At 72.5% G+C, this 20,853-nt stretch carries 23 protein-coding genes and 1 tRNA gene; 17 read left to right on the top strand and 7 right to left on the bottom strand.

Annotated features, from left to right (window positions below; all coding sequences use genetic code 11):
- The first annotated feature begins 2 nt into the window (after window positions 1–2).
- The 11 genes from AB0J12_RS11505 to AB0J12_RS11455 all read left to right on the top strand — a co-directional run bounded on the left by AB0J12_RS11505 (window position 3) and on the right by AB0J12_RS11455 (window position 9,537).
- Window positions 3–374, top strand: coding sequence for a DUF742 domain-containing protein (locus tag AB0J12_RS11505; protein WP_363264177.1), 372 nt, complete (start codon window positions 3–5; stop codon window positions 372–374).
- Window positions 352–1,032, top strand: a complete 681-nt coding sequence (locus AB0J12_RS11500; RefSeq protein ID WP_363264045.1) for an ATP/GTP-binding protein — start codon at window positions 352–354, stop codon at window positions 1,030–1,032. The genes AB0J12_RS11505 and AB0J12_RS11500 overlap by 23 nt, the downstream gene beginning before the upstream one ends.
- A gap of 64 nt (window positions 1,033–1,096) precedes the next feature.
- The gene (locus AB0J12_RS11495; RefSeq protein WP_363264044.1) at window positions 1,097–1,657 is read left to right on the top strand and encodes a GAF domain-containing protein; all 561 of its coding nucleotides are present in this window, start codon (window positions 1,097–1,099) and stop codon (window positions 1,655–1,657) included.
- A gap of 201 nt (window positions 1,658–1,858) precedes the next feature.
- Window positions 1,859–2,887: an L-threonine 3-dehydrogenase gene (gene tdh, locus AB0J12_RS11490; protein WP_363264043.1), complete on the top strand. Its 1,029-nt coding sequence runs from the start codon at window positions 1,859–1,861 to the stop codon at window positions 2,885–2,887.
- Window positions 2,888–2,933: 46 nt separating this feature from the next.
- The gene (locus AB0J12_RS11485) at window positions 2,934–4,127 is read left to right on the top strand and encodes a glycine C-acetyltransferase (RefSeq protein ID WP_363264042.1); all 1,194 of its coding nucleotides are present in this window, start codon (window positions 2,934–2,936) and stop codon (window positions 4,125–4,127) included.
- Between the two features lie 76 nt (window positions 4,128–4,203).
- Complete coding sequence (locus AB0J12_RS11480; protein ID WP_363264041.1) at window positions 4,204–5,106, top strand: LysR family transcriptional regulator; 903 nt, start codon at window positions 4,204–4,206, stop codon at window positions 5,104–5,106.
- Between the two features lie 72 nt (window positions 5,107–5,178).
- Entirely contained in the window at window positions 5,179–6,552 is a 1,374-nt protein-coding gene (locus AB0J12_RS11475) for a radical SAM protein (RefSeq protein WP_363264040.1), read from the top strand.
- Window positions 6,553–6,598: 46 nt separating this feature from the next.
- The gene (locus AB0J12_RS11470; protein ID WP_363264039.1) at window positions 6,599–7,177 is read left to right on the top strand and encodes an XRE family transcriptional regulator; all 579 of its coding nucleotides are present in this window, start codon (window positions 6,599–6,601) and stop codon (window positions 7,175–7,177) included.
- Complete coding sequence (locus tag AB0J12_RS11465) at window positions 7,174–7,701, top strand: GNAT family N-acetyltransferase (protein ID WP_363264038.1); 528 nt, start codon at window positions 7,174–7,176, stop codon at window positions 7,699–7,701. The genes AB0J12_RS11470 and AB0J12_RS11465 overlap by 4 nt, the downstream gene beginning before the upstream one ends.
- A gap of 30 nt (window positions 7,702–7,731) precedes the next feature.
- A complete protein-coding gene (locus tag AB0J12_RS11460; RefSeq protein WP_363264037.1) occupies window positions 7,732–8,091 on the top strand; it encodes an MmcQ/YjbR family DNA-binding protein in 360 nt (119 codons plus the stop codon).
- A 195-nt stretch (window positions 8,092–8,286) separates the two neighbouring features.
- Window positions 8,287–9,537 (top strand): MFS transporter, encoded by a 1,251-nt coding sequence (locus AB0J12_RS11455; RefSeq protein WP_363264036.1) that lies wholly within the window; start codon window positions 8,287–8,289, stop codon window positions 9,535–9,537.
- A 10-nt stretch (window positions 9,538–9,547) separates the two neighbouring features.
- Here AB0J12_RS11455 and AB0J12_RS11450 read toward each other — a convergent pair whose 3' ends face one another.
- Both AB0J12_RS11450 and AB0J12_RS11445 read right to left on the bottom strand, forming a co-directional pair.
- Window positions 9,548–10,453: a transketolase gene (locus tag AB0J12_RS11450; RefSeq protein WP_363264035.1), complete on the bottom strand. Its 906-nt coding sequence runs from the start codon at window positions 10,451–10,453 to the stop codon at window positions 9,548–9,550.
- Between the two features lie 35 nt (window positions 10,454–10,488).
- On the bottom strand, window positions 10,489–11,196 hold the full coding sequence (locus tag AB0J12_RS11445) for a transketolase (RefSeq protein ID WP_363264034.1): 708 nt from the start codon (window positions 11,194–11,196) through the stop codon (window positions 10,489–10,491).
- Window positions 11,197–11,355: 159 nt separating this feature from the next.
- Between AB0J12_RS11445 and AB0J12_RS11440 the strand changes: the two genes are divergently transcribed.
- Window positions 11,356–11,429 (top strand) — tRNA-Pro (locus AB0J12_RS11440).
- A gap of 79 nt (window positions 11,430–11,508) precedes the next feature.
- Here AB0J12_RS11440 and AB0J12_RS11435 read toward each other — a convergent pair.
- On the bottom strand, window positions 11,509–12,606 hold the full coding sequence (locus AB0J12_RS11435) for a glycosyltransferase family 2 protein (RefSeq protein ID WP_363264033.1): 1,098 nt from the start codon (window positions 12,604–12,606) through the stop codon (window positions 11,509–11,511).
- A 131-nt stretch (window positions 12,607–12,737) separates the two neighbouring features.
- Here AB0J12_RS11435 and AB0J12_RS11430 point away from each other — a divergent pair, with 131 nt between their 5' ends.
- The 3 genes from AB0J12_RS11430 to AB0J12_RS11420 all read left to right on the top strand — a co-directional run bounded on the left by AB0J12_RS11430 (window position 12,738) and on the right by AB0J12_RS11420 (window position 14,550).
- On the top strand, window positions 12,738–13,397 hold the full coding sequence (locus AB0J12_RS11430; RefSeq protein WP_363264032.1) for a TetR/AcrR family transcriptional regulator: 660 nt from the start codon (window positions 12,738–12,740) through the stop codon (window positions 13,395–13,397).
- Window positions 13,398–13,651: 254 nt separating this feature from the next.
- On the top strand, window positions 13,652–13,828 hold the full coding sequence (locus AB0J12_RS11425) for a hypothetical protein (RefSeq protein ID WP_363264031.1): 177 nt from the start codon (window positions 13,652–13,654) through the stop codon (window positions 13,826–13,828).
- A gap of 71 nt (window positions 13,829–13,899) precedes the next feature.
- On the top strand, window positions 13,900–14,550 hold the full coding sequence (locus tag AB0J12_RS11420) for a class E sortase (RefSeq protein WP_363264030.1): 651 nt from the start codon (window positions 13,900–13,902) through the stop codon (window positions 14,548–14,550).
- A gap of 27 nt (window positions 14,551–14,577) precedes the next feature.
- Here AB0J12_RS11420 and AB0J12_RS11415 read toward each other — a convergent pair whose 3' ends face one another.
- Genes AB0J12_RS11415 through AB0J12_RS11405 form a run of 3 tightly spaced genes read right to left on the bottom strand, consistent with a single transcriptional unit; the run spans window position 14,578 to window position 17,657 of the window.
- The gene (locus AB0J12_RS11415) at window positions 14,578–15,105 is read right to left on the bottom strand and encodes an NUDIX hydrolase family protein (protein WP_363264176.1); all 528 of its coding nucleotides are present in this window, start codon (window positions 15,103–15,105) and stop codon (window positions 14,578–14,580) included.
- A 24-nt stretch (window positions 15,106–15,129) separates the two neighbouring features.
- Window positions 15,130–16,257, bottom strand: coding sequence for an amidohydrolase family protein (locus AB0J12_RS11410; protein WP_363264175.1), 1,128 nt, complete (start codon window positions 16,255–16,257; stop codon window positions 15,130–15,132).
- Window positions 16,254–17,657: a glutamine synthetase family protein gene (locus tag AB0J12_RS11405; RefSeq protein WP_363264029.1), complete on the bottom strand. Its 1,404-nt coding sequence runs from the start codon at window positions 17,655–17,657 to the stop codon at window positions 16,254–16,256. The genes AB0J12_RS11410 and AB0J12_RS11405 overlap by 4 nt, the downstream gene beginning before the upstream one ends.
- Window positions 17,658–17,793: 136 nt before the next feature.
- Between AB0J12_RS11405 and AB0J12_RS11400 the strand changes: the two genes are divergently transcribed.
- On the top strand, window positions 17,794–18,657 hold the full coding sequence (locus AB0J12_RS11400; protein ID WP_363264028.1) for a Cof-type HAD-IIB family hydrolase: 864 nt from the start codon (window positions 17,794–17,796) through the stop codon (window positions 18,655–18,657).
- Window positions 18,658–18,661: 4 nt separating this feature from the next.
- Here the strand turns inward: AB0J12_RS11400 and AB0J12_RS11395 are convergent, their stop codons facing one another.
- Window positions 18,662–19,282 carry a class I SAM-dependent methyltransferase gene (locus AB0J12_RS11395; RefSeq protein ID WP_363264027.1) on the bottom strand — a complete coding sequence of 207 codons (621 nt, stop codon included), beginning with the start codon at window positions 19,280–19,282 and terminating at the stop codon, window positions 18,662–18,664.
- A 206-nt stretch (window positions 19,283–19,488) separates the two neighbouring features.
- Between AB0J12_RS11395 and AB0J12_RS11390 the strand changes: the two genes are divergently transcribed.
- Window positions 19,489–20,733: an amidohydrolase gene (locus AB0J12_RS11390; protein WP_363264026.1), complete on the top strand. Its 1,245-nt coding sequence runs from the start codon at window positions 19,489–19,491 to the stop codon at window positions 20,731–20,733.
- Window positions 20,734–20,853 lie beyond the last annotated feature (120 nt).

The raw sequence follows: 20,853 nt of genomic DNA, 5'->3' as shown, positions 1-20,853 counted from the left end.
GCGTGGCGGCGGCCGGGGAGGGCCCCTGGCTCGACGACGCGGCCGGCCGGCTGGTGCGCCCCTTCACGGTGAGCAACGGCCGCACCCGCCCCAGCGTCGCACTCGACCTGATGTCACAGGTGATGGCCACCGGGGCGACCCCCCTCGGCTATCTCGGCCCCGAACACGCACAGGCCCTCGACCTGTGCCGGGCACCCGTCTCGGTGGCCGAGATCGCCGCCCACCTGAAGCTGCCGGCGGTCGTCACCAAGGTGCTGCTGTCCGACCTCGTCGACACCCGCGCGCTCACCACCAAACCCCCGGCGTTCCACCACCGACCCACCGACCGGGCCCTACTGGAGGCAGTGCTCGATGGACTACGACGACAGCTCTGAGACGTCCTACGACCGCTCCGGCTACGGCGGCCACCCCGACTACCGAGCCGGCGCGCCCACCTACCAGGGGCACGACGACGGCGACCCGTTCCCGACCGCGCTGAAGATCCTCGTCGCGGGCGGTTTCGGCGTCGGCAAGACCACCTTCGTCGGCGCGGTCAGCGAGATCGCCCCGCTCAGCACCGAGGAGCTGCTCACCACCGTCAGCGCGGCCACCGACAGTCTCGAGGGCATCGAGAACAAGATGGAGACCACGGTCGCCATGGACTTCGGCCGCATCACCGTCGATCCCGGGCACGTGCTGTACCTGTTCGGAACCCCCGGACAGGAGCGCTTCTGGTTCATGTGGGACGAACTGTGCGAGGGCGCCCTCGGCGCGGTCGTCCTCGCCGACACCCGGCGGCTGCAGGACTGCTTCGCCGCCGTCGACTTCTTCGAGGAGCGCGGCCTGGGCTTCATCCTCGCCATCAACGAGTTCGACGGCGGCCACCGCTACGACCCCGACGAGGTACGCGCCGCCATCGACCTGGCCCCGGAGATCCCCGTCGTGCGCTGCGACGCCCGGATCTCCGCCTCCGGCGTGCAGACCCTGCTCACCCTCGTGCGGCACCTCATCGCCTACGCCCCCGTCGCTCCCGCCTCCACCAGCGGCGCCTGACAGGAGAGACCGTGACGCCCCCAGACCATCTTCCGGACCATCCCCGCACTGCTGGAGAACGGCCATGAGGTACGAGCCGCCGAGCCCCGTCGGCCGGCTGCTGCTCACCCCCGAGGACCGCGACGCCCCCGCTCGCGCCCGCCGGCTGCACCTGCTGGGTCTCGGGGAGCGGGCCGAGCCCTCCCTCGACTCCTACGCCGGCCACCTCGCCGACCTCACCGGAGCGCCGTTCGGGATGGTCAACTTCCTCGGCGCGGATACGCAGTTCTTCGCCGGACTGCACGCACCGCCCCCGCCGCCGCCCGCGCCGGGCGAGCCGCCGCGCCCCGCCCTCGGCCGGGTCCTGCCGCGCGACCACGGCTACTGCCCGCACGTCGCCGTGCGCCGCCGCGCCCTGGCCCTGGAGGACGTCGCCGACTACCCGCGCTTCGCCGGCAACCCGGTCGTCGACGAGTACGGCATCCGCTCCTACCTCGGCGCCCCGCTCATCGACTCCACCGGAACCGTCCTCGGCACCGTGTGCGTCGCCGACCGCGCGCCACGCACCTGGGGCAAGGCCGGCCTGGAGACGATCAAGTCCGCGGCCGCCGACCTGGCGGGCCGGCTGGAACACGGGCTGGTGTGACGACCGGCCGCGGGGCACACGGGCCGGTGTGACGACTGGACCGAAGGCGTGAAGGAAAGCTGAGCCGCCGCTTAAGAAAAGCTCGATGGACCCCGGCGTGCGCTATACGGCAGATTGCTGAACGCATTCCCATCCCTCTTCCCGCACGCGGGCTTCTTCGGCCTGCCCGCGCCCGGGCCCGAGCACCACAGGAGCCGTAGCGTGAAGGCGCTGGTCAAGGAGAAGGCGGAGCCCGGACTGTGGCTCACGGACGTGCCGGAGCCGGCCATCGGCCCCGGGGACGTCCTGATCAAGGTGGAGCGCACCGGCATCTGCGGCACCGACCTGCACATCCGGGCCTGGGACGGCTGGGCGCAGCAGGCGATCGACACCCCGCTGGTGATCGGGCACGAGTTCGTCGGCGAGGTCGTCGAGACCGGCCGTGACGTCACCGACATCGCCGTCGGCGACCGGGTCAGCGGCGAGGGCCACCTGGTGTGCGGCAAGTGCCGCAACTGCCTGGCCGGCCGCCGTCACCTGTGCCGGGCCACCGTCGGTCTCGGCGTCGGCCGCGACGGCGCGTTCGCGGAGTACGTCGCGCTCCCCGCGTCCAACGTGTGGGTGCACCGCGTCCCCGTCGACCTCGACGTCGCCGCGATCTTCGACCCGTTCGGCAACGCCGTGCACACCGCGCTGTCCTTCCCGCTCGTCAACGAGGACGTGCTCATCACCGGCGCCGGCCCGATCGGTCTGATGGCTGCCGCCGTGGCCAAGCACGCCGGAGCCCGTCACGTCGTCATCACCGACGTCAGCGAGGAGCGCCTGGAGCTGGCACGGAAGATCGGTGTCAGCCTCGCCCTGAATGTGGCGCGGGAACAGATCGCCGACGGGCAGCGGGAGCTGGGCCTGCGCGAGGGCTTCGACATCGGCCTGGAGATGTCCGGCCGGCCCGAGGCGCTACGCGACATGATCGCCAACATGACGCACGGCGGCCGTATCGCCATGCTCGGCCTGCCCGCCGAGGAGTTCCCGGTCGACTGGGCCCGGATCGTCACCTCGATGATCACCATCAAGGGCATCTACGGCCGGGAGATGTTCGAGACCTGGTACGCGATGTCGGTGCTGCTGGAGGGTGGCCTCGACCTCGCCCCCGTGATCACCGGCCGCTACGGCTACCGCGACTTCGAGGCGGCGTTCGCGGACGCCGCGAGCGGCAAGGGCGGCAAGGTCATCCTCGACTGGACCGCGTGACCCCGCCCCGGCCTCTTTCCCGCGAGCACTCCTAGGAGCTTTCCCGATGTTCGAATCCGTGCGCGACGACCTGCGTGCCACCCTCGACGAGATCCGCGCCGCCGGGCTGCACAAGCCCGAGCGGGTCATCGACACCCCGCAGTCCGCGACCGTCAACGTCACCGCCGGCGGCCGCCCCGGCGAGGTCCTCAACTTCTGCGCCAACAACTACCTCGGTCTCGCCGACCACCCCGAGGTCGTCGCCGCCGCCCACGCGGCCCTGGACCGCTGGGGCTACGGCATGGCCTCCGTGCGCTTCATCTGCGGCACCCAGGAGGTCCACAAGGAGCTGGAGGCGCGCCTCGCGGCATTCCTCGGCCAGGAGGACACGATCCTGTACTCCTCCTGCTTCGACGCCAACGGCGGTGTCTTCGAGACGCTGCTCGGCGAGGAGGACGCGGTCATCTCCGACGCCCTCAACCACGCCTCCATCATCGACGGCATCCGCCTGTCCAAGGCCCGCCGCTTCCGCTACGCCAACCGCGACCTGGAAGACCTCGAGACCAAGCTGAAGGAGGCGTCCGACGCGCGCCGCCGCCTGATCGTCACCGACGGCGTCTTCTCCATGGACGGCTACGTGGCGCCGCTGGCGGAGATCTGCGACCTCGCGGACCGCTACGACGCGATGGTCATGGTCGACGACTCCCACGCCGTCGGCTTCGTCGGCCCCACCGGCCGCGGCACCCCCGAACTGCACGGCGTGATGGACCGCGTCGACATCGTCACCGGCACCCTCGGCAAGGCCCTCGGCGGTGCCTCCGGCGGCTACGTCGCCGCCCGCGCCGAGATCGTCGCCCTGCTGCGCCAGCGCTCGCGGCCGTACCTGTTCTCCAACACGCTCGCCCCGGTGATCGCCGCCGCCTCGCTGAAGGTCCTCGACCTGCTGGAGTCCGCCGACGACCTGCGGGTCCGGCTGAACGAGAACACCGCCCTGTTCCGCCGCCGCATGACCGAGGAGGGCTTCGACATCCTCCCCGGCGACCACGCCATCGCCCCCGTCATGATCGGTGACGCGTCCGTGGCCGGCCGGATGGCGGAGCTGCTGCTGGAGCGCGGCGTGTACGTGATCGGCTTCTCCTACCCGGTCGTGCCGCAGGGCGCCGCCCGCATCCGCGTGCAGCTGTCCGCCGCCCACTCCACCGAGGACGTGAACCGGGCCGTGGACGCGTTCGTGGCGGCGCGGGCGGAACTGGGCGCCTGACACCCGCCCGGCCCGGGCCCGCCCGGCCCGACCTGCCCGGCCCGACCTGCCCGGCCGACCTGAGACAATCGATTCCGTGATCGAAGCGCGGCGGCTCCACATCCTCCGTGCGGTGGCCGACCACCGCACGGTGACGGCGGCTGCCGCCGCGCTGTACCTCACCCCGTCGGCGGTCTCCCAGCAGCTCACCGCGCTGGAGCAGGAGACCGGTCACCGCCTGGTCGAGCGCGGCGCCAAGGGCGTACGGCTCACCCCGGCCGGTGAGATCCTGCTCAGCCACACCAATGCCGTCCTCGCCCAGCTGGAGCGGGCCGAGGCCGAACTCGCCGCCTACGGCTCCGGGCAGGCCGGCACGGTCACCGTCGCCGCCTTCGCCACCGGCATCGCGCTGGTCGTCGCGCCCGCGGTGGCCCGGCTCGCCGACACCGCCCCCGGCATCCGCATCCGCGTCCAGGACGCCGAGGGCGACGCCAGCCTGCCGATGGTGCTGGACCGGCAGGTCGACGTGGCGGTCGCCGTCGAGTACCGCGGCGCGCCGCCCGCCGACGACCCCCGCCTCACCCACATGCCGCTCTACGCGGAGCCGTTCGACGCGGTCGTCCCGGTCAGCCACCGCCTCGCCGACTCCGTCGAGGTCCCCCTCGCCGACTTGGCCAAGGACCCGTGGATCGGCCCGTACCCCGGCAACCCCTGCCACGACGTCGTCGTCCTGGCCTGCGAGCACGCCGGTTTCCAGCCCCGCCTGGAGCACTCCTCCGACGACTTCCGCGCCGTCGTCGCCCTCGCGGCGGCCGACGCCGGCGTGGCCCTCGTGCCGCGCTCCGCCCTGCGCGGCATGGACCTCACCGGTGTCGTCGTCCGCCCGGTCGACGGCGCGCCGCCGACCCGCCGCGTCTTCGCCGCCGTCCGCCGGGGCGCGGAGGAGCACCCGCTGATCCGCCCGGTACTGGACGCGCTGGGCGAGGCGGCCGAGGGATAGCGGCGGGACGCGTCGGCCGGGCCGGCCGGACGCGACGGGAACCGGTCGGCAGGCGCACGAGTCTGTGCTGTCATGCGCGTGACGATGATCCTTCCGGCTCTGACCGAGGCGACCAGCCCGCTGTTCCGGCCCATCAAGTACTCGCTGTTCCCGCCCCTGGGCCTGGCCACCCTGGCGGGCTATCTGGACCCCGACGACGAGGTCACGCTGTACGACGAGCACGTGGAGCGCCTCGCCCTCGAGGCTCTCGCGAGCCCCGACCTGCTGGTGGTCCAGCCGTACATCACCTCCGCCCGGCGCAGCTACGAGATAGCCGACCACTTCCGCGCCCGGGGCGTCCACGTGGCCATGGGCGGGCTGCATGTGACCTCGCTGCCGGAGGAGGCCACGGCGCATGCGGACACGATCTTCACCGGTCCGGGCGAGGACACCTGGCCGCTGTTCCTCAAGGACTTCCGCGACGGCGTGCCGGCCCGCCGCTACGACTCGGCGCAGCGCACGCTGGCCGGGCTCCCGCCGGTGCGGCGAGACCTGATCAAGAGACACCTGTACCTGGTGCCCAACTCCCTCGTGGTGTCGCGCGGCTGCCCCCACCACTGCGACTTCTGCTACAAGGACGCCTTCTTCGAGGGCGGCAAGTCCTTCTACACGCAGGCCGTCGACGACGCCCTCGCCGAGATCGACCGGCTGCCCGGCCGCCATCTGTACTTCCTCGACGACCACCTCTTCGGCAACCGCCGTTTCGCCGAGGCCCTGTTCGACGGCATGGCGGGCGGGGGACGGCTGTGGCAGGCCGCGGCCACCGTCGACTCGGTCATGCGGCCGGGACTGCTGGAGAGGGCGGTCGAGGCGGGCCTGCGCAGTCTGTTCGTCGGCTTCGAGAGCGTCAACGACGCCAACCTCGCCGAACGCCGCAAGAACCAGAACGTCGGCACGGACTACGCGGCGGTGGTACGCCGCCTGCACGACGCCGGCGTCATGGTCAACGCCAGCTTCGTCTTCGGGCTCGACAGGGACGGCCCGGACGTCTTCGACCGGACGGTGCAGTGGGCGGTCGGCCAGGGCATCGAGACGGCCACCTTCCACATCATGACGCCCTACCCCTCGACCGGACTGTGGAAGCAACTGGAGTCCGAGAACCGGATCCTGCACCGCGACTGGGACCTGTACGACACCCGCCACGTCGTGTACGAGCCCCGGAGGATGACGGCGCGTCAGCTGGAGGACGGCTACTGGCGGGCCTACCGCGACTTCTACCGCTGGTCCAACATCTGGCGAGGCTCGGCCGCCCAGCCGGGCCGGTCCGAACGGCTGCGGCACCTCGCGTACGCGGGCGGTTGGAAGAAGTTCGAGCCCGCGTGGGACCTGCTGATCCGTTCCCGCGGGGTGGTGCGCGCCCTGCCCGCGCTGGAGCGCACGCTGGCGGCGTTCGGCGGACGGGAGTGAGGCCGCCGTAACACGGCTGTCTCATATTCGGGATAGCGTCCCGAATATGGGAAACCCTGAAGTCACGGCCGCCGACGTCGACGTGCGGCTCGGAGTGCGGCTGGCCGAACTGCGTGCCGAACAAGGCTGGTCGCTGGGCGAGTTGGCCGAGCGCTGCGGCATCAGCCGTTCGACCCTCTCGCGGGCCGAGCGGGCCGAGATCAGCCCGACCGCCGCCCTGCTGAACCGCCTGTGCGCGGTCTACGGACGGACCATGTCCCAGTTGCTCAGCGAGGTCGAGGCGGAGCCCGCCGCCGTCGTGCGCGCGGCGGACCAGCCGGTCTGGGAGGACCGTTCGGCCGGCTTCGTACGGCGCTCGGTGTCCCCGCCGCACACCGGGTTGCGCGGCGAACTCGTGGAGGGCCGCCTCGCCGCCGGCGCCGACCTCGCCTACGACCGCCCGCCCGTCGCCGGCCTGGAACAGCACATCTGGGTGCTTCAGGGGGCGATGGAGGTGACCGCGCAGGAGGTCACGCACCGGCTCGGAGCCGGTGACTGCCTGCGGATGCGGGTGTGGGGGGCGACCCGGTTCCGCTGCGCGGACGACACCGGCGTGCGCTACCTGCTGGCGGTGGTGCGGCCGTGAGACGCCTGGACGGCCCCCACCTTCTCGCCGCCTCCGCGGAGTTGGCGGACCTGCTGGTCGACACGGTGGCCGGGGGTGCCTCCATCGGCTTCCTCGCACCCCTGGAACCGGCCGCGGCCGTCGCGTGGTGGCGGGAGCGCGCACAGGCCGTGGCCGCCGGACGGCTCACCGTGTGGGTGGCGTACGACGCGGGGCGGCCGGCCGGCACCGTGAGCCTCGCCCTGCCCGACAAACCCAACAGCCGTCACCGCGCGGAGATCATCAAGCTGATGGTCCACCGCGGCGCGCGTGGCCGCGGTCTCGGCCGCGCCCTGCTGGCCACCGCCGAGGCGGCCGCCGTCGCGGCCGGGATCACGCTGCTGCACCTGGACACCGAGACCGGCAGCCCCGCCGAGTCCCTGTACCGCTCGGCCGGCTGGACCCGCGCCGGGACGATCCCCGACTACGCGGCGAGCCCCGACGGCGTACTGCGGCCGACGACCCTGTACTACAAGCAGGTCGGGACGGCCGGCGCCGGCGGGTGAGTGTCAGTGGCAGCGGTTACGGTTCCTGCCATGCCGGATGCCGAAGACGTACGCCGTGTCGCGCTGTCCCTGCCGGACACGACGGAGAAGACCGCCTGGAGCATGCCCACGTTCCGGGTCGCGGGAAAGATGTTCGCCACGCTGCCCGAGGACGAGACCTCCATGGCGGTGCGCTGCCCGAAGGAGGAGCGCGACGAACTGGTGCTGGCCGAGCCGGAGAAGTTCTGGATCGCCGGGCACGAGGCGCAGTTCGCCTGGATCCGGGTCAGGCTCGGGGCGCTGGAGGACGAGCGGGAGCTGCGCGACATCCTCACCGACTCCTGGCGCCAGGCGGCCCCGCCGCGACTGCTGGAGTCCTACCCGGAGTGGGGGCGGCCGGCCCCGGAATGACCACGCGGCGGAAATTCCGGTGGCGTTGTCAGTGGCGGATGGCATGATCCGACGGCAGTGACGGCAGCCGGAGCGGAGGGGGCTCCGGCTGCCACAGGACACCGGGAGGGGAGGGCCTGGGGTGGCTGACACGGGGTCCGCGACGTGGTGCGGCGCGGGAGGAGCCGGTGGCACCGGGACCGCGGCGGGGGAGGCGTGTGGTCGCGGGACTTCGCGTTGTTCTTCGTGGCGCGGGCCGTGGCCCGGCTGGGCGACACCATGCTGCCGGTGGCCCTCGCCGCGGGACTGCTCCAGCACGGGTACGGCGCCGGCGCGGTCGGACTCGCCATGGCCGCGACCGCCGCCGCGTTCGCCGGGCTCGTCGTCTTCGGCGGGGTCATCGCCGACCGCTTCTCCACCCGCAGGCTGATGATCGGCGCCGACCTGGTCCGGCTGGGCACCCAGTCCCTGGCCGCCGCGCTGTTCTTCGCCGACCACGTGGTGCTGTGGGAGATCTGCGCGATCGGCTTCGCCGGCGGGGTCGCGGGCGCGGTCTTCCAGCCCGGCGTGGCCAGTACCGTGCCCCGTCTAGCCGCCGACATCCAGGGCGCCAACGGTGCCATCCGCATCGCCGAGTCCGCCGCCCAGCTCGCCGGCCCTGCGCTCGCCGGCCTGCTCGTCGGCTTCGCCTCACCCGGCGGCGTGTTCGCCGCGCACGCCGCCACCTACGCCCTCAGCGCCCTGTGCCTGCTGCTGATCCGCATGCCCCCGCTCGCGCACGGCGACCGCGCGGTCCGGCGGGGCGCCCGCGCCTTCCGGGCCGACCTCGTCGAAGGCTGGCACGAGTTCCGGGTCCGCACATGGCTGTGGGGCGTGATCGCCGTCTGGTGTCTGTACATGATCGCCGTCTGGGGCCCCAGCGTTCCCCTGATCGCCGCCGAGGTGGTGCAGCACCACGGGCCGCGCGCCTACGGCCTGGTCAACTCCGCCCTCGGCGCCGGCACCGTGGTCGGCGGACTGCTCGCGCTGCGGCTGCGCCCGCGCCGCATGCTGCGCGCCGGGGCAATCGCGCTGTTCGGCTTCGTCGCCTTCCCGGCGAGCGTCGGCGCGGGTCTCGGGGTCCCCGCCATGGCGGCCGGGGCCGCGGTCGCCGGGGCGGCGATGTCGTTCTGGGGCGTGATGTGGGCGACCAGTGTGCAGACCCACGTCCCCGCCGACGTCCTCAACCGCATCCACGCCTACGACGTCGCCGCCTCCCTCGCCATGCTGCCCGTCGGCCAGGCCCTGTCCGGCCCCGCCGCCTCGGCGCTGGGCGCCGACCACGTGCTGCTGGTGTCCGCGGCGACCAGCGTCGTCGTCGCGCTGGCGCTGCTGTCGGTGCCCGCGATACGCGACCTGGTCCGAGCCGACACGCTCCCGCGGGCCGGGACGGTGATACCCCGGCCGACGCGGACGGAACACGGCTGAGCCAGGCCACTCAGCCGGCCGGCCGAAGGAACCCGGCGATCCGTTCCCGCAGTGAGGCGGCGTCCAGGCCGTGTGCGGCCACGTGTTCCTCGACGGTCCCGTAGCGCCGCAGCTCGCGCCGCCCCACGCCGAGCCCCAGCACCCGGTGCGGCAGGTCGGCCAGGGCGTCGTTGGCCGCGGCCGTCGAGGTGCCCGCCAGATACGGCTCGACCAGCACGACGTCCGGCCGGGCCGCGTCTGCCGCCCGGCGCAGGGCCGCCGTGTCGAAGGGCCGCACGGTCGTCGCATACAGCACGGTCACGTCGAGGCCCTCGGTCGCCTCCAGCACGGTGTCCAGCAGGGGCCCCACCGCGACGACGACGCCCGCGCCACCCTCGCGCACGGTCAGGAACCGCTCCCCGTCGACCGGCCGCCCCTGGGCGTTCGCCTGCACCGACAACCGCACGTACACCTTGTCGTCGCCCGCCGCGACGGCGTGCCGCAGCAGGGTCTCGGCCTCGTCGGGATGGCCCGGAACGTGCACGGTCCAGCCGTCCAGCGTGTCCAGCAGCGCCACGTCCCCCGGCGCCATGTGGGTGAACCCGCCCGCCGGCCAGTCGAACGAGGCGGCCGCGCTGACCAGGACGGCGCCGAGCCCCTGGTGCCCGAGGTCCAGTTTCACCTGCTCGAAGGGCCGCTCCACCAGAAAACTGGCGAAGGTGTGCACCACCGGCCGCAGCCCGGTCAGTGCCAGACCGGCGCCCGCGCCGACCAGCAGTTGCTCGCGGATGCCGACGTTGACCACCCGGTCCGGATGGCGGCGCATCGCCTCGGTGAAACCGTCCTTTCCGATCTCGGCGAGCACGACGGCGACCCGCGGGTCCTCGTCCAGCAGCCGGGTGAGCACAGGGGCGAACCGCTCGCGCATGGTCTCCATGAGAGCTCTTCCTTTCGGGGTCGGAGGGACCGGGATCAGGCGTACTTCGGCTCGACACGGGCCACCACGACGTGCGGGCGGCCCGGATGGGGTGCGGTGAACGCGGCGTACAGCGCGTCGTGGTCGCGGCCGTCCACGGTGACCGCGGACCAGCCCGCCGCCTCGAAGCGGGCCGCGATGCCGCCGGGCCGGGCATGGCTGGCGGAGGCGTTGTCGATCACGACCGTGTGCAGCCGGTCAAGACCGGCCGGCCCGGCGAACGCGATCGCCTCGTGGTTGCTGCCCTCGTCCAGTTCGGCGTCCCCGGTCAGCACCCACACCGCGGGTTCGGGAAGCCCCTGCGCGCGCAGCCCCAGCGCGGCGCCGACGGCGATCGGCAGCCCGTGCCCGAGCGATCCGCTGCCGATCTCGGCGCCCGGCACGAGCATTCGGTCCGGGTGGTGTCCGAGCGGCGAGTCGTACGACCCGAAGCCGGTCAGCCACTCCACCGGCACGAACCCTTTTGCGGCCAGCACCGCGTAGTACGCCATCGGCCCGTGCCCCTTGGACAGCAGGAACCGGTCCCGCGCCGGGTCGTCGAGCCGGTCCGGCGCGACCCTCAGGACCCGGTCGTAGAGCACCCACAGCACGTCCAGCGTGGAGGTGGCGGCCGGCCCGTGCTTCTCGTCGCCGGTCATCAGCCCCATGAGTCCGGTCAGGTCGGCGTAGCCGTACCGGCGGACCTCTTCCTCGGTGATCGTCATGCCGACGAGCGTGCAACCTCAAGCGGACTTGAGGTCAAGGGCGGCCCCTCCGGGGGCGCCCAGCGCGGCCCGGCGGAAAGGGGCGCGCGACCACCGACGCGAGTGCGGTATTGTTTCCCTGTCCGTTCGTCCGGGGGAAACCCCAGGTCAGACGGGCAACGGGACGTGGCGCAGCTTGGTAGCGCACTTGACTGGGGGTCAAGGGGTCGCAGGTTCAAATCCTGTCGTCCCGACTTCGCGAAGTCGCGAGTCGGAGGCTGTTTCGGCGAGATGCCGAAGCGGCCTCTTCTGTGTTTCCGGCAATCGCCCCGCCTACCAGGTGCGTTCCCGGCGCAGCGCCGACTCCGTCAGCGCCCGGATGTGCACTCCCTGCAGGAAGAGGTCGTAGAACCACTCGGGTATGACCAGCATCGAGGTGGCCGCCACTCGCCATCCCCGGGCCTTCACGGTGATCGCGCGCTCGATGGCGTAGAACCCGGTGAGGGCCAGCCAGAACGGTGCGAGGTGCACTCCGGCCCCGGTGGCGAGGTACCACAGGATGGCCCCGATGTAGATGCCCGACACGGCCGTGCCCAGCAGGGCGACCAGTTGTCTGACCCACCCTTCGCAGGTGTGGCGCGTCAGTCCGTAGTCGAACAGGTTCTCCAGCGCTCCGCGCTTCCAGCGCAGTCTTTGCTTGGCCAGGTCGCCCCAGGTCGGCATGACCTCCGTCGTCATGGTGGCGCGGGAGGGGGCGGCGACGCGCCATCCGCGGTGTTTGAGGGCGAGGGTGAGTTCGTTGTCCTCGGTCAGCACCTTGGTGTCGTAGACGCCGTCCGCGGCCGGCAGCTGTCCGTCGCGACGCGCGGTCAGGACGTCCCTCAGTGCCGCCACCCGGAACAGGCAGGCGGTGCCGGTGAGGCACAGGACCTTCCCCCGCTTGCGTGCGGTGTCACGGGCGTAGCGGGCATATTCGTTGCGCTGGAACGCACCGCACAGTCCGCCGCCCGAGCGGCCGCGGAAATTGCCACCCACGGCGCCGTAACCCTGGCTGAGTCCGGCGTGCGCCACTTCGATGAAGTGGGGATCGAGGTAGGTGTCGGCGTCCTGCACCAGCACCGCGTCGTCGTCCGCCAGGGTGGGCAGCAGTTCGGCGAGCGCCCCGTTGAGATTGCCCGCCTTCTTGTGCCGGTTTCCGACCGAGTGCCGCACCTCGGCGCCCGCGCGGCGGCCGATGCGCTCCAGTTCGGTTGTCGTCCGCCGGTCCCGGTAGGGGTCGAGGGTCACCACCACGCGGTCCGCCGGACGCGTCTGCCGGCTCAGCGCTTCGAGAACGCGCGGCAGCGACTCGACTTCCTTGTAGGCGGGAACGACCACCACCACCTGTTGCGGGGCGCCGGCGACAACGCTGTGGCCCTCGGTGCGAGACATGGCCTCCGCCTTCCGTCAGCGAATCGGATGGTCCCGAGATGAATGTTTACGTCGTATACGTACACTATTAAGCGAGGAGGGCGCGCAGTCAACACGAGCCAGGGGCGCCGAGCATCCAGAGGAGGTGCGCGATGGCGGCCACGGGACGGGGTGGCGGTTACGGTCGCCTGAGCCGGGAACGCATGCTGGCCGGCGTCCTGGAACTGGTGGACCGCGAGGGGCTCGGCGCGCTGAGCATGCGCCGTCTGGGTGCCGAACTCGGCGTGGAGGCGATGGCGCTCTACCGGCACGCGGCGAGCAAGGAGGAACTGCTCGACGGGCTGATCGAGGGGCTGTACGGCGAACAGGCGGAGCGCCGGGCCGCCGACGAGCGGGCGGACGCGGCGGACGGCGCGGAGTCGTGGCGCGCCGGCCTGCATCGCATCGCCCGGACGACGTACGAGATCTGCCAGGCCCATCCCCGTGCCGCGCCGCTGCTGACCGTCCGGGTGCTGGAGGTGCCCTTGGCTCGCCGGCCGCCCGTCGTCCGCAAGCAGCACCTGGCGGTGCTCGCGCTGTTGCGGGAGGCCGGGCTCGACGAGCGTCGCATCCCCTTGGTGTTCCGGGCCTGCCTCGCCTGGATCCACGGTTATCCCGCGGTGGACCTGTGTCTCATGGACCCACCGGAGGAACTGCCCGAACTCCAGGCCGTCACGGCCGCCGAGCCGAGCGGGCCGGAAGGGCTCGCCGTCGGCCTCGACGCGCTGCTCGACCGCCTCGTCGGTCCGCCCGCTCGGCAGGGCCCCGCGTGAACGCCGCTCCGCTTGACGTCGGCGGCATACGGGGAGAAGGTTGTACGTATACGGCGTAAACAAGCGGCGCTACGGTGTAAACAAGCATCGTCACGGCGTGAACGACCGCCGTCGGTACATCCCTTCCGAAAGCACGTGTACTCCATGGACCCGAGATTTCCTTCGGACGTGCTTTCCCTTTCCCCGATCGTCTCTTGTTCCGTGCAGTTGTCCATTTGGGATATCGGCCGCTGCGCACGCGAAAGGAGCACCTCATGGCGGATTACACAGGCGCAGGCACCGCTGCTTCCGCCGGCGTCGGTGCGGGCCTCCTGCCCGTCACCGGCGGGGTGGACAGCATCTGGTTCTGGGTCGTGATGTTCGTCCTCATCTCGGCGGGATTCGCCGTGCTGCGGCTGGTTCCGCGAAGGACGCACGACAACGACACCTAGAGCGTCGCGGCACACACCCGAGGCGGGGCCGCCTGCCCGGCGACCCCGCCAAGACGGCGAGGACGAGCACCATGCGGACACTGATCCGTCTGTTCGGTACGGCTCTGATCATTGCCGGTCTGCTGGTGGCGGGTCTCGCCACCTACCAGAACTGGCAGCACGACCAGGCCTACGGCCGAGCCCAGCGAGACCTGCGCGCCCAGCTCGCACACCCCGTGACCGGGCACGACGAGCCGGCCGTCGCCACCGGGACATCGAGGACGCGGGCGGAGCCACGTCCCCGGGACGCATCCGCGCTCGCCGTCCTGCGCATCCCGAGATTCGGCTCGGCGTATCACCCGGTGATCGTCGAGGGCGTCACCCAGAACGATCTCGCCAAGGGGCCGGGACACTATCCGGGCTCCGCGATGCCCGGCGAGGTCGGCAACTTCGCGGTCGCCGGCCACCGCACGGGCTGGGGCGAGCCCTTCCGGAAGCTGAACACGCTGGTGCGCGGCGACGCACTCGTCGTCGCATGGCGCGGGCGGACGTACACCTACCACGTCACCGGCACCAGGACGGTGGACCCGGCCGACGTCGGTGTCGTCCTGCCGGTCCCCAACAAGCCCGGCGTCAAGCCGGACAAGGCGCGGATCACCCTCACCACGTGCGCGGACCGCGACCCGCTGACCCGTGCCTACACGCACCGCCTCATCGTCTGGGGCGAACGTGACGACCACTGACCGGGAATGCCCTGAGAACGCCGGGCGTCAGTGCGGCAGGCCCAGGTGGGCCAGGGCCTGGCGGAGCAGGAAGCCGTGGCCGCCCGGCATCTCGCTCTGCACGCCCGGCGAGGCGGCCTCGTGCGGGTCGAACCAGACCAGGTCCAGGGCGTCCTGACGCGGCCGGCAGTCCCCGGTCACCGGCACGATGTAGGCGAGGGACACCGCGTGCTGCCGGGGGTCGTGGTACGGCGTGATGCCCCGCGTGGGGAAGTACTCGGCGACCGTGAACGGCTGGAGCGAGGCCGGGATGCGGGGCAGCGCCACCGGCCCGAGGTCCTTCTCCAGGTGGCGCAGCAGGGCGTCGCGCACCCGCTCGTGGTGCAGGACCCGGCCGGAGACCAGTGTCCGGCTGACCGTTCCGTCCGGCCCGATGCGCAGCAGCAGGCCGATCCGGGTGACTTCGCCGCTGTCGTCGACCCGGACGGGCACGGCCTCCACGTACAGGATCGGCATGCGCGCCCGCGCCTGCTCCAGCTCGTCGGAGGACAGCCAACCGGGCGTGGTTTCGGTCATGTCAGACATTGCTTGATCATACTTTCAGGAGGGACCGGAAAGGCGGTAGACCTGGCGGGCGTTGTGTGCTCCCGCCCACTCGGCGATGCGCAGCGCGTCCGGCAGGCTCAGCTCGTCGGCGGCCACCCGCTCGTCGAGCAGCTCGGCAAGCCCCCGCCGGAAGGCCAGCGCCCCGAGTGCGTAGAACTCGGCCACACCGCAGGCGTCGGAGCTGTACAGCAGCTTGCGGAACGGCGTGATCTCCAGGGCCTCGGCCAGCACCGCACGCGCGCGGGCCGGGCCGACGTGGTGCAGGGTGAGGCCGACGTCCAGGTAGACCTGCTCGAACACCGCGGCCAGGTACGCGGCCTGCCGCTGGTAGGGCCAGCAGTGCAGCAGCAGGACGGGAATCGTTCCTGCCGTCAGGTGCAGCCAGTCCGTCAGCAGCGCGGGGTCAGAGCGGTGCAGCCGCAGGTCGTTGTCGCCGAAGCCGACGTGCAGTTGGAGCGGCAGTCCCAGGTCGACGGCCGTCCACAGCAGATGCCGTACCAGCACCGGGTCGGTGAGCCGGCCGCCGTGCGGCAGCCAGTCCGCGGCCGCCGCGGTGACCTCCGCGTCCGTGGGGCGGGCCGGGTCCAGCGCGAAACCGGTGCGGTAGGCCGCGACCGACTTCACCGCGACCACGCTCGGCCGCCGTACCGCCTCCTGGGCGGCGGCACGGAACGCGTCGGCGTAGGCGTCCGCTTCGACCCCGTGCGCGGTCACCGCCTCGGCGACCGACTCCAGCCGTACCACCTCGTACGCCACCGCGGCTCCGGCCGCCTCGGCGGGGCCGACGGCTCCGGCGGGCGCGAAACCGGTGTCGACGCAGAACACCTCCGTGCGCGCGGAGGCGAGGAAGCGCCGGTTCACCTCCCGCGCGCCCAGCTCGGCCCGGCGTGCCAGGTACGCGTCCGCCGGGGCGTGCCGTTCCAGGTCCAGCAGGGGAGCGCAGTACCGGCGCACGGCGAGCCCGACGGGTGTGTCGAAGGACGACATCCCGGGCCAGCGGTCGCCCTCGGTGAGCAGGGTCTCGAAGCCGGCCCGGCCCAGGTCGGTCGCGACCACGCCGTGGCAGTGGTGGTCCACCAGCGGCAGCGCGGCGAGCGCGTCGGCGACGGCGCCCATGGTCAGTACCGCCACCGGTAGGCCGCGGCGACCTGCGCGTCGTCCAGCCCCGCCACGGCGGCCACCTCTCCTTCGCGTACGGCGACGACCGCGTCGGCGAGGACCGGGCCGAGCGCCTCGCGCAGCACCGTGTCCGCCCGGAACCGGTCCACCGCCTCCGTCAGGGACACCGGCAGCCGGTGCACGTCCCGCTTCGCCGCCTCGTCGGCCGGCAGCAGCGCCGGGTCGCCCGTGACCTCCTCGGGCAGGACGGCGCCCGAGGCGAGGCCGTCCAGCCCGGCGGCGAGCAGACAGCCCAGGGCGAGGTAGGGATTGGCGGCCAGGTCGACGGGTTTGACCTCGACGTTCGCGTCCGTCGCGCGGCGGCCCGCCATGCCGGCGATCACCCGCAGGGCGCATTCGCGGGTCTCCAGGCCCCAGGCGGTGTACACCCCCGCCCACTGGGAGGGCTTCAGCCGCAGATAGCTCGCGGGGCTCGGCGCGGTCACCGCCGTCAGGCCGGGCAGATGGTCGAGCAGGCCCGCCGCGAAGGACTCGCCGTCGGCCGTCATCCCGTACCGGCCCTCGCCGCCCGTGTGCAGGTTGTCCCCGGCCCGCCAGGCGGAGAGGTGGACGTGTCCGCCGTTGCCGACGCCCTCGGCGAGCACGGCCGGCGCGAACGACACCCGCAGCCCGTGCCGCCGGGCCACCGCGCGGATCGTGTGCCGGACCAGCACGCTGCGGTCGGCCGCCGCCACCGGGTCGAGGGCGCCGACGGAGATCTCGAACTGACCGGCGGCGTACTCGGGGTGCAACTGGTCGACGTCCACGCCCTGCGCGTGGCAGGCGGCCAGCAGATCGGCGAGGCAGTCGCCCAGCTCCACCTGCCGGTCGGCGCCGTAGGCGGGGCCGGTGGCGGCGGGCACGAACGTCCCGTCGGGCGCCGAGCCCAGCCCCACCGACCACTCGATCTCGATCGCGGCGCGGAAGGACAGCCCGTGCGCGCGGGCCGCGTCGGCGGTGATCCGGCGCAGGAAGGTCCGGCTGCACCCGGGATGCGGCTGCCCGTCCTGGGTGATCCGGTCGACGGGCGCCCACGCCCACCCGGGCTGCCCGGCCAGCACCGTGAGGTGGTCCAGGTCGGGGAAGAGCCGCAGATCACCGTCGGGGGAGCCCAGTACATCGGTGGTGGCGATGCCGTCACCGGCCAGGAAGGTGTCGAACACCGGGGACATGCCGACACCCCAGGCCGCCGCCGAGGCCAGCTTCGCGGTCGGAACCGTCTTGATCCGGGTGACGCCCGCGGTGTCGACGTACGCCAGCACGACGCCGTGCACACCGCGCCCCGACAACTCACCGGCCAGCGCGGTGGCCCGTTCGACGTCGCCGGGGCGTCCGCCGGGGACGGGATCGGCAAGGGTGGTCATCGCATCCTCCTCGTCGCACCGGGCGTCGCCGCCTCATTGTGCCGTCCGGTGATCACCCTGTCCCGGGAAATCGCGACACGGGGCGCGCGGACGCCTCCCGTAGGGTGGAAAGGACGCCCCCGACCGAAAGCAGGACATGCCGTACAGCAGCGCCCCCCTGGTCAGCACCCCCGAGCCCCGCTCCGGTGAGGTCCCCGCCGACATCCGGCTGATCGTCACCGACATGGACGGCACGCTCCTGGACGACGACAAGCAGGTTCCGCCCGGCCTGTGGCGCACGCTGGAGCTGCTGCGCGAGCGGGGCGTGCTGTTCAGCCCGGCGAGTGGACGGCAGTACGCCACCCTGGCGCGTCAGTTCGCGGACGTCGCCGAGGGCATGGTGTTCATCGCCGAGAACGGCACCTACGTCGTGCGCGACGGCGTCGAGCTGAGCTCCGACCCGCTGCAGCGGGAGGCCGCCGTCCGTGTCATCGGCGCGGCCCGGCGCCTCGCGGCCGGCGGCGTCGACGTCGGCGCCGTGCTGTGCGGCAAGCGGGCCGCGTACGTCGAGCGCACCGACGAGCCGTTCCTGGCCGAGGTGCGCAAGTACTACGCCGAGCACCGCGTCGTGCCGGACGTCACCGCCGTCGACGACGACTTCATCAAGGTCGCCCTGTACGACTTCGGCTCCGCCGAGCACGGCACCGCCCCCGGGCTCGCCGACTTCACCGCCACCCACAAGGTCGTCGTCTCCGGCGAGCACTGGGTGGACGTGATGAACCGCACCGCCGACAAGGGCGCCGCCGTCCGCCGCCTGCAAGGCGAGCTGGGCATCACCCCGGCCCAGACCATGGTGTTCGGCGACTACCTCAACGACCTGGAGATGCTGGACGCCGCCGAGTGGTCCTTCGCGATGACCGGCGGCCACCCGGAAGTCGTCCGCCGCGCCCGGCACCTGGCCCCGTCGAACAACGACAACGGCGTCCTGCGCACCATCGCACGCGTCCTGCACCTGCCGTAGCCGCTCAGCCGGCGACCCGGCCGACCAGCACGAACTCGTTGTATGGGAAGACAGTGCCGAGGGCCCGGGGGAAGGGGAAGGAGTACGTCCGCGCCACGGTGATCCCCGCCTGCTGCGCGTGCCGGTCCAGTTCCTCGAAGCCGACGAAGCGCTCATGCGTGGCGTCGCTTTTGAACCCGGCCTCCTGCGGCGTGATCAGCACGACCTTCCCGCCCGGCCTGACCAGCGGCAGGTACTGCTCCAGCACACTCTGCGCGAGGTCCTCCGCCATGTGCTCCAGGACGTGCGCGCACAGCAGGCTGTCGAACGAGCCGGGACCGCAGTCGGGCGCCTCGGCCAGCCCCTCCGGCGTGTACGCGGTCAGCCCGCGCTCACGGCACACGGCCACGGAGTGGGCGTTGTGGTCGACGCCGACGCTGTCGGGCCCGCAGTTCAGCAGGTTGCGGCCGAGCCCGCAGCCCACGTCGAGCACCCGGCCCAGGCGCAGACGCCGCAGATTCCACCGGTACGGGGCCTGGGTGGGCAGCAGCCGTCTGATACCGGCCTTCTCCAGCCGCGCGAGCCGCTGGGTGTAGCCGGAAGACGCTGTGGCTGAGCCAAGAGCTTCGTCCTGGACTCCGGACATGGGTGACCGCCGTCCTCTCGGGTTCGCACAAGTGATCTGTGCCACAACCTATGACGCGGAGCGTGCGCCGGCATGGAACCGGACCCGCCGTTTCCATATTTTCACTTCGCTGTCACCCTCGGGGCCGCCCGCACGAGCACGGGGGCTGGAGCCGGCCCCCTCCGGCCGTCGAGAATCGCCGCAGCCGATCACGAGGAGGCAGCAGCATGATCGATCCGGCCGCCGTGGCCCGACGGACGCGCGAGGTGACCGAGGCGGTGAAGGCCGCGGAACTCGAGGACTTCTACCGCGACCTGCACCGTCATCCCGAGCTCGCCTTCCAGGAGCACCGCACCGCGGGCAGGCTCGCCGCACGGCTGCGCGCGGCCGGATACGCGGTGACCGAGGGTGTCGCCCGCACCGGCGTGGTGGGCGTGCTGAGCAACGGTGACGGGCCGGTGGTGTGGCTGCGCGGTGACATGGACGCGCTGCCGGTGCGGGAGGCGACGGGGCTGCCCTACGCCTCGACCGTGGACGCGGTGATGCACGCCTGCGGTCACGATCTGCACGTCACCTGGCTGGCCGGGGCTGCCGAGGCCCTCGCGGCGGCCCGTGCCGGCTGGTCGGGGACGCTCGTCGTGATCGGCCAGCCCGCCGAGGAGAGCGGCGGGGGAGCGGACGCGATGGTCGCGGACGGCCTGCACGAGCGCTTCCCGCGCCCCGACTTCCTGTTCGGCCAGCACGTCGCTCCCGGTCCGGCCGGGTTCTACCCGCACACCCCCGGTCTCACCATGTCCGCCGCGGACGACATCGACGTCGTCGTGCACGGCGTCGGCGGCCACGGCTCACGCCCCGAGTCCACCGTCGATCCCGTCGTGACGGCGGCGTACATCGTCACCCGGCTGCAGACCGTGGTCGCCCGTGAGGTGGCCGCGAAGGAGTCGGCGGTGCTGACGGTGGGGCAGTTCCATGCCGGTACGAAGCACAACATCATCCCCGACGAGGCCCGGCTCGCCCTGAACCTGCGCAGCCAGAAGGCCGCGGTACGCGAACGCGTCCTCACCGCTGTCCGGCGGATCGTGGAGGGGGAGTGCGCGGCGGCCGGCTGCCCGGTCCCGCCCGAGGTGACCGTGCACCCGGGCTACCCGAACACCGTCAACGACGCGGCCCTGGACGGCGAGATCGCCGCCGCACACCGGGCGCTCTTCGGTGACCACACCGTCTTCGACTTCGGCCCGGCCATGGGCAGCGAGGACTTCTCCCTGCTGGCACCCGAGGGTGTGCCCTACGACTACTGGTACGTCACCTCGACACCGGCCCCGGTGTGGGAAGCGGCCCCCGGGGAGGAACTCGCCGAGAAGTTCGGCAACGTCCCCGGCAACCACAGCCCCCTGTTCGCCCCCGACCCGGCGGTCCTGCTGCCAGGCGTCCAGACCCTGATCGCCGCGGCCCTCACCCGCCTGGCGACCTGAGCGGCACGCGCGTACGGCGGCCCGGGCGGGACGCGGGGAACGGCGCGAACCGCCCCGGCGCACGCACCCGCACGGGCCGCCGGAAGGGGGGCGAGCACCCCCGCGCGCCGCACCGGAACG

It is taken from the genome of Streptomyces sp. NPDC049915 (assembly GCF_040656475.1).
GTDB lineage: Bacteria > Actinomycetota > Actinomycetes > Streptomycetales > Streptomycetaceae > Streptomyces.
Note: the sequence above shows the minus strand (reverse complement) of the source record. Positions and strands in the feature narration are given on the sequence as shown.